This is a genomic window from Streptomyces sp. NPDC005566 (genome assembly GCF_040605575.1).
GTDB lineage: Bacteria > Actinomycetota > Actinomycetes > Streptomycetales > Streptomycetaceae > Streptomyces.
Map to the genome: position 1 here is coordinate 327,190 of NZ_JBEXDB010000002.1, position 12,571 is coordinate 339,760.

Consider the following 12,571-nt stretch of genomic DNA (forward strand, 5'->3'; position numbering starts at 1 on the left):
AGATACGCAGGGAACGGCAGGACACATGACCGCGCAGCAGGACGCTCCGGGCAGCAGTGACACGCAGGACCTGGAGGTCTGGATCGACCAGGACCTCTGTACGGGGGACGGAATCTGCGTGCAGTACGCACCCGAGGTGTTCGAGCTGGACATCGACGGTCTGGCCTACGTCAAGAGCGCCGAGGACGAGCTGCTCCAGGACAAGGGGGCGACCACCCCGGTGCCGCTGCCGCTGCTCCAGGACGTCGTGGACTCGGCCAAGGAATGCCCGGGCGACTGCATTCATGTACGTCGCGTTTCGGACAACGTGGAAGTCTTCGGCCCGGACGCGGCGTGACGGCTCAGGCGTTCAGCGCGGTGTCTCCGGCCGGCCCGGCGGACTTGATGAACGCGTTGCCCTTCCACTGCCAGGTGGCGCTCTCCCGCTCGTCGGGGCAGCAGCGCGGCACATCGGCCGAGGAGTAGCCGAGGAGCGTCGCCGCGACGAGGCCGTCACCGACGGCGAGGTCCGTGACCGTGATCTTGTGGGCGGGGTCCACCAGGGTTGCCACGACCCGCGGTGCGGCCCCGCTCGCCTGTGTCAGGACGTAGACCCCGCTGGGCGGTGTGCCGGAACCCGCGGCGCAGTGCACGACGGCGACGGTCTCGGGCCTGTTGTCGCCGTCGAGGTCGCCGGCGGCCTGTTCGGCCACGGTGTACCCGGCTGTGCCGCAGTCCAGCGGGAAGTCGGCTTCGGCCGGGTCGGGTGCTGCGGCGGCGGGCGCGGCACCGTGCTGGGCGTCGGTGCGGTGCTCGGACGCGGAGGCGGTTGCCGTGGCCGCGTCCGGCTGGAGCAGGCCCGCCGCGGCGACGACCGCGGCCATGGCCGCGGCCGTGGCGAGCCAGTGCACCGGCTTGGTGTCGGTGTGCGCGAGATCCGGGAGCGCGGAGGACTGCACGCGGTTTCTCTCCTGATGGTTCCTGGAGGCCTGGACAGGCTGCGGCCGACCGGACATCGGCGGGTGGGGGGTGGCCAGCATCGTGCCACACCTCACACCGCAGGGGAACGGCGGGGTCACCGCCCGATGGCCGCGGACGACGAAAAGGCGCCGCCGTCCGGCTCCCCGGGTCGGTCCGGGGAACTCGGCGGCGGCGCCTGAGCGTTGTGCGGGTCAGTCGCGGGTGTCGGATCCGCTCCGGCTGCCGGGACCCTTGTAGTCCTCGCCGTAGGCGCCCTTGGAGGGGCGTCGGCGGCGGACCGGCGGCTCGACGCCGTCCGCGAGGCGGCGGGCGGTGACCAGGAAGCCGGTGTGGCCGATCATCCTGTGGTCGGGGCGGACGGCCAGGCCTTCGACGTGCCAGTTGCGGATCATCGATTCCCAGGGCTGCGGCTCGGCGAAGCAGCCGATCTCCCGGATGGATTCGACGGTCCGCGACAGCTGCGTGGTGGTCGCGACGTACGCGCAGAGGATGCCGCCGGGCACGAGTGCCTTGGAGACGGCCTCGAGGCACTCCCACGGGGCGAGCATGTCCAGGACGACGCGGTCGACGTCGGTGTCCGAGAGGTTGTCCTGGAGGTCGCCGACGGTGAGCTGCCAGGCGGGGTGCGGAGAGCCGAAGTAGCGCTCCACGTTCTGCTGGGCGATCTCGGCGAAGTCCTCGCGGCGCTCGTAGGAGTGCAGCATGCCCTGCTCGCCGATGGCGCGCAGGAGGAAGGTACTGAGCGCTCCGGAGCCGACACCGGCTTCCACGACGCGGGCGCCGGGGAAGATGTCGCCGAAGGCCAGGATCTGCCCCGCGTCCTTGGGGTAGACCACGGCGGCGCCGCGGGGCATGGACAGGACGTAGTCGGGGAGCAGGGGGCGCAGCGCGAGATAGGCGACGTTTCCCGTGGTACGGACAACACTGCCCTCGGGAGCACCGATCAGCTCGTCGTGCGGGAAAGAACCCTTGTGGGTGTGGAAGTTCTTTCCGGCTTCGAGCGTGAAGGTGTAGTGGCGTCCCTTGGGGTCGGTGAGCTGGACCTGGTCCCCGACTTTGAATGGGCCGCGACGGCGGGCGGCACCGGTCGGTTCGGACATGCGGCCAGCCTACCGGTATTTCGGGGTCCCCCATTTCGGGGGCCTTTCCGGGGGCTTTCGACCGCCCGCGTGCCGGGTGGCGGAGGGTCAGGCCGCGGGCCGGGCCATCGCCGCGACGAAGGCGCGTTCGACGTCGGCGGTGGAGAGGACTCCGTAGATCTCGCCAGTGTCCTCGACGACCAGGTACTCGGTGGCCGGGGATGCCTTGAGCCGGTCCAGCAGGGCCTCGCCCGCGAGCTCCGCAGGGACCTTCATGCCCTCGGTGATGTCCTGGGCGAGGCCGCTCACGGCCACCCAGGGGCGGCGGTGTTCGGGGACTCCGACGATGGCCGCCTCGCGGACGACGCCCTTGGGGTTGCCCTGTCCGTCGACGACCACGAGGGCGCGGGCGCCCGCTTCGTTGGCACGGCGGAGCGCCTCGGAGAGCGGAGTGGCGGACTCGACGGGGACCGCGCGCCGGGTCAGGGTGCGGGCGCGCAGGTCCGGGAGGTGCTCGCGCAGCCTGGCCATGCGCAGGCTGTTGCCCGCGCCGGTCCAGATGATTCCGGCGAGGATCGCGGCGAGCAGGGCGTCGGTGACGGTCTCGAAGCCGCTGATCTCGCTGGTGGCGTTGCCGAGGGCGCCGGTGTGGGTGAGGAGGGGCAGGCCGACGAGAACGGCGACGGCAAGGCCCCGGCCGACCCATGCGGCGGCGATGGTGCCGCTCATCGGCTTGCCGGTGATCTTCCAGACGACGGCCCGGAGCATGCGTCCGCCGTCGAGGGGGAGGCCGGGCAGCAGGTTGAAGGCGGCGACGATGAGGTTGGAGATCATCAGTCCGGCGAGGAGCACCCCGGGTACGGTGCCGGCTTCGACGAACTGCAGGGGGATGTAGAAGAGGCCGCCGAGCACCAGGGAGAGCAGAGGGCCCACGAAGGCGAGGACGAACTCGCGGCCGGGGGTCTCGGACTCCTTCTCGATCTCGGAGACGCCGCCGAAGAACTGGAGCTGGATGCGGCGGACCGGCAGCTTGTAGCGGAGGGCGGCGACGGTGTGCGCGAGCTCGTGGACGAGCACGGAGGCGTAGAAGGCGATCGCGAAGAACAGTGCGACCAGGTAGCGGGCGGCGCCGAGTTCCGGCAGCACGCGGTCGAGCTGACCGCCGAAGACCCACGTGATCAGTGCGGCGACGACGAACCAGCTGGGTGCCACGTAGACGGGCACGCCGAAGGGGCGGCCCATGAGGAGGCCGCCGCCCGGATCTGCGGGGCGGCGCGGTTTGCCTTTCTCCGGCCCGGTGCCGGGGTCGGAACCCCCTGCGCCGGGCTTCGGGCGCCCGCTGTCGCCGCTCTCGTCCACGGGGTCCTCTCGGTCGGTGGCGTCCTGCCACGATCATGCAGTCTGCGAGCTCTGTGGTCGATGGTATGCCGCTCGGTGTCGGTGGCGGGTCGTAGGGTCTGCGACATGACCTCCGTACCGCGCCCGCCTCGGCCACCCTCGTCCCTGTCGCCGTCGCGCGCGAGCGATTTCATGCAGTGCCCCTTGTTGTACCGCTTCCGGGTCATCGACAAGCTGCCCGAGAAGCCCAGTGAGGCAGCTACCCGGGGCACGCTGGTGCATGCGGTGCTGGAGCGCCTGTTCGACTCCCCGGCGGGCGACCGTACGGCGCCGAGGGCCAAGGCGCTGATCCCCGGCCAGTGGGACCGGCTGCTCGAGTCGAAGCCCGAGCTGACCGAGCTGTTCGACGGGGATGCCGGGGGTGAGCGCCTCGCGGGCTGGCTGAGCGAGGCGGAGCAGCTGGTGGAGCGGTGGTTCTCGCTGGAGGATCCGACCCGGCTGGAGCCGGCCGAGCGTGAGCTCTTCGTCGAGACGGAGCTGGATTCCGGGCTGCGGCTGCGCGGTGTGATCGACCGGATCGATGTGGCTCCCACCGGCGAGGTCCGGATCGTGGACTACAAGACGGGCAAGGCCCCGCGTCCGGAGTACGCGGAGGGCGCGCTGTTCCAGATGAAGTTCTACGCCCTGGTGATCTGGCGTCTGAGGAACGTGCTGCCCAGGCGGCTCCAGCTCGTCTATCTGGGCAGCGGTGACGTCCTGACGTACGACCCGGTTCCGGCCGACCTGGAGCGGGTGGAGCGCAAACTGCTGGCCCTGTGGGAAGCCATCCGGCTGGCCACGGAGACGGGCGAGTGGCGGCCGCGGCCGACGAAGCTCTGCGGCTGGTGCGATCACCGTGCGGTCTGTCCCGAGTTCGGTGGGACTCCCCCGGTGTATCCCCTGTCGGTACGCCCTGCGGAGTCGGAGGAAGGTGTCCAGGGCAGAATGGAGCCGGTCCGAACAGAGGCCGGCCAACCGGTGGCCCTCGAAGGCCCTTAAGGAGATTCCGTGGCTATCCGCGTCCTGCTGGTCGATGACCAGCCACTGCTGCGCACCGGTTTCCGGATGATCCTGGAGGCCGAGGGCGATCTGGCGGTGGTCGGTGAGGCCGGTGACGGTCTGCAGGCGATCGACCAGGTGCGGGCGCTGCAGCCCGATGTCGTGCTCATGGACATCCGGATGCCGCGGATGGACGGTGTCGAGGCGACCCGTCAGATCACCGGCCCGGGCCGGGACGGGCCGGCGAAGGTTCTCGTGCTGACGACGTTCGATCTCGACGAGTACGTGGTGGAGGCGCTGCGCGCCGGAGCCAGCGGCTTCCTGCTGAAGGACGCACCGGCCAATGAGCTGGTGCAGGCCATCCGCGTGGTGGCGGCGGGCGAGGCGATGCTGGCGCCGAGCATCACGCGCCGGCTGCTCGACAAGTACGCGGACCATCTGCCGTCGGGCGAGGAGGCCGTCCCGGACGCGCTGCACACGCTCACGGAGCGCGAGGTGGAAGTGCTGAAGCTCGTGGCGCGCGGTCTGTCCAACGCGGAGATCGCCGCCGACCTGTTCGTGAGCGAGACGACGGTCAAGACGCATGTGGGCCACGTGCTGACGAAGCTGGGCCTGCGCGACCGGGTGCAGGCGGCTGTCTACGCCTACGAGAGCGGTCTGGTGCGTCCCGGCGCCCAGTGAGCCGGAGCGGTACAGGCGGTACGTACGGCGATGCGGTCCGGGGCAGTGGCCCCGGACCGCATCGCTGTTCCGGACGGTGCCGCGTCAGCTGCGGGCGAGCTCCCAGAGCTGCAGGTCGGCCGAGGCGTTGACCGCCCACTCCACACCGTTCAGGCCGACACGCGAGGCGACGTACTGCTTCCCCTGCCAGACCGGGAGGACGGGGACGTCGTCGGCCACGATGTCCTGGATCTTCGTGAAGGTCCCGGAGGCGGCGCTGCGGTCGGCAGCGCGGCGGGACTGGGGAATGAGCGTGTCCTGGGCGAGCACCGACTCGTAGGGCGAGTTGAGGAAGTTGTTCTTGTCGAGGAACGGCGCCGTGTAGTTGTCCGGGTCCGGGAAGTCCGGGAACCAGCCCATGCCGTAGACCGCGTAGTCACCGTTCTTCTGGGCCGGGCGGTACTTGGACCACGGAGTGCCCTTGACGTCGACCTCGAAGAGCTTCGAGCCGTTGAGCTGCTTCGCCAGCAGTTCGAACTCGGAGGCGGTGGCGGGACCGTAGTGGTCGGTCGTGTAGTTCAGCGTGAACTTCACCGGAGTGTCGATACCGGCCTTGTCCAGGGTTTCCGCGGCCCCGGTGACGCTCGGCTCCCCGTACTTGTTGAAGAACGAGTTGGTGTGTCCGGTCACTCCGGACGGGATCAGCGAGTAGAGCGGCTCGGCGGTGCTGCCGTACACCCTGGTCGCGATGGATCCCCGGTCGATGACCTGGGCCATCGCCTGGCGCACGGCCTTGTCCTTCACCGCCGGGTCCTCGGTGTTGAAGGCGAGGTAGCTGATGGCGAGGCCGGGCATCTCGGTGAGCTCGAGGCCTTCTTTCGGCTCCTCGAGCATCTGCTGGGCCTGCTCGGGCGACATGGTGCGCGTCATCATGTCGATCTCGTCGTCCTCGAGCGCCTTGCCCATCGCCGCCGCGTCGGGGAAGAGATTCAGCTCGACCTTGTCGTTGAGGACCTTCAGGTCGCCCTTGTACTTGGGGTTCTTGGTGAAGACGACCTTGACGACCTGGTCGTCCTCGACTTCGGGCTCCATGGTGTACGGACCCGATCCGTCGACCTGGAAGCCGTCGCGGGCGGCCTTCGCGGGGTACTTGTCCTTCTGGACGATCCCGGCGGGCGGCGTGGCGAGCTTGTAGGGGAAGGTCGCGTCCGAGGTGCGGAGGTGGAAGACGATCTGATCCTGCCCCTTGGTCTCGATCGTGTCGATGTTCGCGAGCAGGCCCACCGGGCCGCTTTCGTCCTTGATGTCCAGGACGCGCTGGATCGAGTACTTCACATCCTCCGGCGTGACGGGCGTGCCGTCGGAGAAGGTGAGGCCGTCGCGCAGCGTGCAGCGGTAGCTCTGGCTCGCCGTGTCGGTGAACTCGCAGCTCCGGGCCGCCTCGGGGACGGGCTCACCGCCGCCGCGCGGGATGTGGGTCAGGGTCTGCACGGTCTGGCGCAGGACGTTCCAGACACCCGCTTCGTAGCCTATCGCCGGGTCGAGCGGCGCGGTGTTGTCCTTGGAGGCGACGAACTGGTCCGTTGTCCCGACAACGATGGCATCGCCCCCGTCGTCCGACCCGCCACAGGCGGCGAGAACGGGCGCGAGCAGGCCGATCACGGCCGGCAGCACCAGCGTCTTGCGGTTCATCTGGACGTTCTCCCTCATTCCGGCATGTGAGATGACCGAGGTTAGTGGGAGCCGCGGAAGGGCTTGACCGGGGCGAGCTCGCCACGTATGCACTCGGTGATGACAGATGACCGCGCGTTCACGTCACGCTCGGGAATGATTCGTACACCGCTTGATGAACCGGGACAGATGGGCTGACGAAACGGACACCCGAGGCGATCCCGACAGGGCCCGGCCGTCACGGCGAGTGACCAAGCTCACGCTCGCACTGTTGACGACACCTTGACATGAACCTGCACTACCCGTGCTGGTCCGTGATCAGCCCGCGCAGGAAAGCGAGATCCACGTGCTCGAGGGAGGGCACCACCACACGTCCGGGCGCGGCGGCGATCGGAGCGACGGACGGCACGGCGACCACACGGCAGCCCGCGGCCTCCGCCGCGGCGACGCCCGTCGCGGTGTCCTCGATGACCGCGCAGCGCCGGGGGTCGGCCGCGAATCCGGCGGCCGCCGCGAGGTACGGCTCCGGGTGGGGCTTCGTGCGGGTGACCTCGTCACCGGCGACCGTGAGGGCGAAGTGGTGGTGTCCCACCGAGTCCAGCACCCGGTCGATGATGCGCCGGTGCGAGGCGGACACGAGGGCGGTGGGCACTCTGTGCGCGGCGAGCTCGGCGAGCAGCCGTGCGGCGCCCGGCATCAGCGGCACGCCTCGGGCGATGCGCTTCTCGAAGCGGTCGTTGAGGAGCACCGTGAGCTCTTCGATGGCGATGTCGGCACCGGTGACCTCGATGAGGTATCCGGCGCTGCGGGTCATCGGACCTCCGACGACGACGTCGCGCCAGGATTCGTCCAGGCGGTGTCCGAGGTCGGCGAAGACCTCGACCTCCACGTCCCACCAGAATCCCTCGGTATCGACCAGGGTGCCGTCCATGTCGAGAAGGACGGCCTGCAGGGCGGAACCTTCGGCCGTGCGGGTCAAGGACGCGGGGACCGTACTGGTCATCCGGTACACCTCCATGAGGGACGAGAAGGCCGGCCGCCTTCCCGGTGGGAACGGCGACCGGCCTGCACTGGACCGACCAGTCTACGACTCGTGCGGGGACGGCGCATGGAGCGGCGCCCGCCGCGCGTTGAACAGCTGACTACCGTGCGTTGAAGTACTTGGCCTCGGGGTGATGGATGACGATCGCGTCGGTGGACTGCTCGGGGTGCAGCTGGAACTCCTCGGAGAGCTTCACACCGATGCGCTCGGGCTCCAGGAGCGCCGCGATCTTCGCCCGGTCCTCCAGGTCCGGGCAGGCACCGTAGCCGAGGGAGAAGCGCGCTCCGCGGTACTTCAGCGCGAACATGTCCTCGACCTCCGACGGGTCCTCCCCGGCGAAGCCCAGTTCGCTGCGGACCCGTGCGTGCCAGTACTCGGCGAGTGCCTCGGCCAGCTGTACGGACAGCCCGTGCAGCTCCAGGTAGTCGCGGTAGGAGTTCGCCTCGAAGAGCTCGGCGGTGGCCCCGCCGATCTTCGAGCCGACCGTGACGACCTGGAGTCCGATCACGTCCGTCTCACCCGACTCCTCGGGGCGGAAGAAGTCCGCGAGGCACAGGCGGCGGCCGCGGCGCTGGCGCGGGAAGGTGAAGCGGGTGCGCTCCGAGCCGTCCTCGTGCAGCAGGATCAGGTCGTCGCCCTTGGACACGCACGGGAAGTAGCCGTACACGACGGCTGCCTCCAGCAGGTTCTCGGTGTGGAGCTTGTCGAGCCAGCCGCGCAGGTGCGGGCGGCCCTCGGTCTCCACGAGCTCCTCGTACGTCGGCCCGTCGCCCGCACGGGCCTGCTTGAGGCCCCACTGGCCCTTGAAGAGGGCTCCCTCGTCCAGCCAGGAGGCGTACTCCTTGAGCTGGATGCCCTTGACCACGCGAGTGCCCCAGAACGGCGGCTCGGGGACCGGGTTGGTGACGGAGACGTCGGAACGCACGCCTTCCTCCGGCTCCTCGACCTCCGGTACGGCGGCGTCCCGCTTGGGCACCCTGCGCTGCTTCAGCTCGGGGAGCGTGGCACCCGGGACGCCGCGCTTGACCGCGATGAGGGCGTCCATGAGCCGCAGCCCTTCGAACGCGTCGCGGGCGTAGCGGACCTCGCCCTCGTAGATCTCGTGCAGGTCCTGCTCGACGTAGGCCCGGGTGAGGGCGGCTCCGCCCAGGATGACCGGGTAGTCGGCCGCCATCCTGCGCTGGTTCAGCTCCTCCAGGTTCTCCTTCATGATCACGGTCGACTTCACCAGGAGACCGGACATGCCGATGACATCGGCCCGGTGCTCCTCCGCGGCCTCCAGGATCGCGGCGACGGGCTGCTTGATGCCCAGGTTGACGACGTTGTAGCCGTTGTTCGACAGGATGATGTCGACGAGGTTCTTGCCGATGTCATGGACGTCGCCGCGGACGGTGGCCAGCACGATGGTGCCCTTGCCCTCGGCGTCCGACTTCTCCATGTGCGGTTCGAGGTGGGCCACGGCCGTCTTCATGACCTCGGCGGACTGCAGCACGAACGGCAGCTGCATCTGCCCGGAGCCGAAGAGCTCGCCGACGACCTTCATGCCCGCGAGCAGGGTGTCGTTGACGATGTCGAGCGCGGGGCGGGTCTGCAGGGCTTCGTCGAGGTCCGTCCCCAGACCGTTCTTCTCACCGTCGATGATGCGGCGCTGCAGCCGCTCGTCCAGCGGCAGGGCCAGGAGCTCCTCGGCCTTGCCCTCCTTCATCGACTTCATGTTGACGCCCTCGAACAGCTCCATGAGCCGCTGGAGGGGGTCGTAGCCCTCGGCGCGCCGGTCGTAGACGAGATCGAGTGCGACCTTGACCTGCTCCTCCTCCAGCCGCGCGATGGGCAGGATCTTGGAGGCGTGCACGATCGCGGAGTCCAGGCCGGCCTTGACGCACTCGTCGAGGAACACGGAGTTCAGGACGACGCGGGCGGCCGGGTTGAGGCCGAAGGAGATGTTGGACAGGCCGAGCGTGGTCTGGACGTCGGGGTGGCGCTTCTTCAGCTCCCGGATCGCTCCGATCGTGGCGACGCCGTCCTTGCGGGACTCCTCCTGACCGGTGCAGATGGTGAAGGTCAGGGTGTCGATGAGGATGTCGGACTCGTGGATGCCCCAGTTCCCGGTCAGGTCCTCGATCAGGCGCTCGGCGATGGCGACCTTGTGCTCGACGGTGCGGGCCTGGCCCTCCTCGTCGATGGTCAGCGCGATCAGCGCGGCGCCGTGCTCGGAGGCCAGCGCGCTGACCTGGGCGAAGCGGGACTCGGGCCCGTCACCGTCCTCGTAGTTGACGGAGTTGAGCACCGCTCGTCCGCCGAGCTTCTCCAGACCGGCTCGCAGGACGGGCAGTTCCGTGGAGTCCAGGACGATGGGCAGCGTGGAGGCCGTGGCGAAGCGTCCCGCCAGCTCCTCCATGTCGGCCACGCCGTCGCGGCCGACGTAGTCGACGCAGAGGTCGAGCATGTGGGCGCCCTCGCGGATCTGGTCGCGGGCCATCTCCACACAGTCGTCCCAGCGCGCCTCGAGCATCGCCTCACGGAACTTCTTCGACCCGTTGGCGTTCGTACGCTCGCCGATCGCCAGGTAGGAGGTGTCCTGACGGAACGGGACGGTCTGGTAGAGGGAGGCGGCGCCCGGCTCGGGGCGCGGCTCGCGGGCGGTGGGGGCAACCCCCCGTACGCGCTCGACGACCTGGCGCAGGTGCTCGGGCGTCGTCCCGCAACAGCCGCCGATCAGGGAGAGGCCGTACTCGCGTACGAAGGTCTCCTGGGCGTCGGCGAGCTCGGACGGGGACAGCGGGTAGTGCGCGCCGTTCTTGCCGAGCACCGGCAGGCCGGCGTTCGGCATGCAGGAGAGCGGGATGCGGGAGTGCCGGGCGAGGTAGCGCAGGTGCTCGCTCATCTCGGCCGGTCCGGTGGCGCAGTTCAGGCCGATCATGTCGATGCCGAGCGGCTCGAGCGCGGTCAGTGCGGCGCCGATCTCGGAGCCGAGCAGCATCGTGCCGGTCGTCTCGACGGTGACGGAGCAGATGACCGGCAGGTCGGCGCCGGTGGCTTCGAGGGCGCGCCGGGCGCCGATGACGGAGGCCTTGGTCTGCAGCAGGTCCTGGGTGGTCTCGATCAGGAGCGCGTCGGCGCCGCCGGCGATCATGCCTTCGGCGTTCTGCTGGTAGGCGTCGCGGAGCTTGCCGTACGGGGCGTGGCCGAGGGTCGGCAGTTTGGTACCGGGCCCCATGGAGCCGAGCACCCAGCGCTGCTGTCCGGTGGACGCGGTGAACTCGTCGGCCACCTCACGGGCGATGCGGGCTCCCGACTCGGAGAGCTCGAAGACGCGCTCGGGAATGTCGTACTCACCCAGGGCCGCGAGGTTTGCGCCGAACGTGTTCGTCTCGACGCAGTCCACGCCGACGGCGAAGTACTCCTCGTGCACCGACCGGACGATGTCGGGCCGGGTGACGTTGAGGATCTCGTTGCAACCCTCCAGGTCCTCGAAGTCCTCGAGGGTGGGGTCCTGGGCCTGCAGCATCGTGCCCATGGCGCCGTCGGCCACCACCACACGGGTGGCGAGCGCCTCGCGGAGGGCTGCGGCTCGGGTGCGGCTGTCAGCGGCGGGGGTCGGCAACGAGGCCATGGATGTTCTCCCTGGGATGCGACGGCTGTCGGCTTTGCGCCCTTCTGTGGAGGAGGGCACGCCGCCAGCGTAGCCGGGCGGGGCCCGGCCCGGTCATCGCGTCCCACGGGGCGGACTGCATGCTGTGCGAGGAACGGGCCCGGTCGCGCGGTGACGCAGAATCTTCGACCGACCGGACATAGGTCGGCATCGACCGATAGTGTTCAGCATTGTCGAACCGAGGTGGAGGAGTACGGCGCGATGGCCAAGAACATCCAGTCGCTCGAGCGGGCAGCAGCGATGCTGCGCCTGCTGGCGGGCGGCGAGCGTCGGCTCGGGCTGTCCGACATCTCCTCCTCGCTGGGGCTGGCCAAGGGCACCGCGCACGGCATCCTTCGCACCCTGCAGCACGAGGGCTTCGTCGAGCAGGACGCCGCCTCCGGCCGCTATCAGCTCGGCGCCGAACTGCTGCGCCTGGGCAACAGCTATCTCGACGTGCACGAGCTGCGGGCCCGCGCCCTCGTCTGGACCGACGACCTGGCCCGTTCCAGCGGCGAGAGCGTCCACCTGGGCGTGCTCCACCAGCACGGCGTCCTGATCGTCCACCACGTCTTCCGGCCCGACGACAGCCGCCAGGTACTGGAGGTCGGGGCCATGCAGCCGCTGCACTCCACCGCCCTCGGCAAGGTGCTCTCCGCTTACGACCCCGTGGCACACAGCGAGGTCGTCGAGGTGGAGCGCCGGCCCTTCACGCCGCGCACGGTCACCGGCGAGCAGGAGTTCGAGTCATTGCTCGACCTGATCCGGGCGCAGGGCTGGGCCTCCGACGTGGAGGAGACCTGGGAGGGGGTGGCCGCGGTGGCCGCCCCCATTCACGACCGGCGGCGGATGCCCGTGGGCGCCGTGGCCGTGACGGGTGCCGTGGAGCGGGTCAGCCCCGGTGGCGACCTGCGGCCCGAGCTCATCGCCGCCGTACGGGACTGTGCCCGCGCCGTCTCCCGGGATCTGGGCGCCGGGCGCTTCTGACCCCGCCGCGCCGTCGGTAACGATCGAGTCCCGCACCGGGTCCCGAGCCACAGAACTCTTGACGCGTCGTTCATTGGGGAGAAACATTGCCGTTCACCGGTCGGCATTGCCGAACACCTAACGGCAATACACGTTAGGGTGTGACAGTGCCGAGGGCCGGTCAAG

10 protein-coding genes are annotated in these 12,571 nt (G+C 69.7%); 4 read left to right on the forward strand and 6 right to left on the reverse strand.

Going from position 1 to position 12,571, the window contains the following annotated elements:
• Nucleotides 1-25: 25 nt before the first annotated feature.
• Nucleotides 26-337 (forward strand): ferredoxin, encoded by a 312-nt coding sequence (locus tag ABZS61_RS04365; RefSeq protein ID WP_351175720.1) that lies wholly within the window; start codon nucleotides 26-28, stop codon nucleotides 335-337.
• 4 nt (nucleotides 338-341) lie between these two features.
• Here ABZS61_RS04365 and ABZS61_RS04370 read toward each other — a convergent pair whose 3' ends face one another.
• The 3 genes from ABZS61_RS04370 to ABZS61_RS04380 form a co-directional block, all read right to left on the reverse strand.
• Nucleotides 342-938 carry a hypothetical protein gene (locus tag ABZS61_RS04370; RefSeq protein ID WP_356415896.1) on the reverse strand — a complete coding sequence of 199 codons (597 nt, stop codon included), beginning with the start codon at nucleotides 936-938 and terminating at the stop codon, nucleotides 342-344.
• Between the two features lie 213 nt (nucleotides 939-1,151).
• Nucleotides 1,152-2,060: a tRNA (adenine-N1)-methyltransferase gene (locus ABZS61_RS04375; RefSeq protein WP_356415899.1), complete on the reverse strand. Its 909-nt coding sequence runs from the start codon at nucleotides 2,058-2,060 to the stop codon at nucleotides 1,152-1,154.
• Between the two features lie 87 nt (nucleotides 2,061-2,147).
• The gene (locus ABZS61_RS04380; protein WP_356415902.1) at nucleotides 2,148-3,398 is read right to left on the reverse strand and encodes a site-2 protease family protein; all 1,251 of its coding nucleotides are present in this window, start codon (nucleotides 3,396-3,398) and stop codon (nucleotides 2,148-2,150) included.
• Nucleotides 3,399-3,569: 171 nt separating this feature from the next.
• On the opposite strand from ABZS61_RS04380, the gene ABZS61_RS04385 reads away from it, so the two are divergent.
• Together ABZS61_RS04385 and ABZS61_RS04390 are read left to right on the forward strand one after the other, a co-directional pair.
• A complete protein-coding gene (locus tag ABZS61_RS04385) occupies nucleotides 3,570-4,415 on the forward strand; it encodes a PD-(D/E)XK nuclease family protein (RefSeq protein WP_356416412.1) in 846 nt (281 codons plus the stop codon).
• Between the two features lie 9 nt (nucleotides 4,416-4,424).
• On the forward strand, nucleotides 4,425-5,096 hold the full coding sequence (locus ABZS61_RS04390; RefSeq protein ID WP_356415905.1) for a response regulator transcription factor: 672 nt from the start codon (nucleotides 4,425-4,427) through the stop codon (nucleotides 5,094-5,096).
• 84 nt (nucleotides 5,097-5,180) lie between these two features.
• Here the strand turns inward: ABZS61_RS04390 and ABZS61_RS04395 are convergent, their stop codons facing one another.
• The 3 genes from ABZS61_RS04395 to metH all read right to left on the reverse strand — a co-directional run bounded on the left by ABZS61_RS04395 (nucleotide 5,181) and on the right by metH (nucleotide 11,401).
• On the reverse strand, nucleotides 5,181-6,767 hold the full coding sequence (locus tag ABZS61_RS04395) for an ABC transporter substrate-binding protein (protein ID WP_356415908.1): 1,587 nt from the start codon (nucleotides 6,765-6,767) through the stop codon (nucleotides 5,181-5,183).
• A gap of 277 nt (nucleotides 6,768-7,044) precedes the next feature.
• The gene (locus tag ABZS61_RS04400) at nucleotides 7,045-7,749 is read right to left on the reverse strand and encodes an HAD family phosphatase (protein ID WP_356415910.1); all 705 of its coding nucleotides are present in this window, start codon (nucleotides 7,747-7,749) and stop codon (nucleotides 7,045-7,047) included.
• A 139-nt stretch (nucleotides 7,750-7,888) separates the two neighbouring features.
• The gene (gene metH, locus ABZS61_RS04405; RefSeq protein ID WP_356415913.1) at nucleotides 7,889-11,401 is read right to left on the reverse strand and encodes a methionine synthase; all 3,513 of its coding nucleotides are present in this window, start codon (nucleotides 11,399-11,401) and stop codon (nucleotides 7,889-7,891) included.
• 240 nt (nucleotides 11,402-11,641) lie between these two features.
• Between metH and ABZS61_RS04410 the strand changes: the two genes are divergently transcribed.
• Nucleotides 11,642-12,406 (forward strand): IclR family transcriptional regulator, encoded by a 765-nt coding sequence (locus ABZS61_RS04410; RefSeq protein WP_356415916.1) that lies wholly within the window; start codon nucleotides 11,642-11,644, stop codon nucleotides 12,404-12,406.
• Nucleotides 12,407-12,571: the final 165 nt, after the last annotated feature.

Coding starts and splice junctions, on each gene's coding strand:
- ABZS61_RS04365 (WP_351175720.1), top strand. CDS start 26: ATGACCGCGCAGCAGGACGCTCCGGGCAGCAGTGACACGCAGGACCTG.
- ABZS61_RS04375 (WP_356415899.1), bottom strand. CDS start 2,060: ATGTCCGAACCGACCGGTGCCGCCCGCCGTCGCGGCCCATTCAAAGTC.
- ABZS61_RS04385 (WP_356416412.1), top strand. CDS start 3,570: ATGCAGTGCCCCTTGTTGTACCGCTTCCGGGTCATCGACAAGCTGCCC.
- ABZS61_RS04395 (WP_356415908.1), bottom strand. CDS start 6,767: ATGAACCGCAAGACGCTGGTGCTGCCGGCCGTGATCGGCCTGCTCGCG.
- ABZS61_RS04400 (WP_356415910.1), bottom strand. CDS start 7,749: ATGACCAGTACGGTCCCCGCGTCCTTGACCCGCACGGCCGAAGGTTCC.
- metH (WP_356415913.1), bottom strand. CDS start 11,401: ATGGCCTCGTTGCCGACCCCCGCCGCTGACAGCCGCACCCGAGCCGCA.
- ABZS61_RS04410 (WP_356415916.1), top strand. CDS start 11,642: ATGGCCAAGAACATCCAGTCGCTCGAGCGGGCAGCAGCGATGCTGCGC.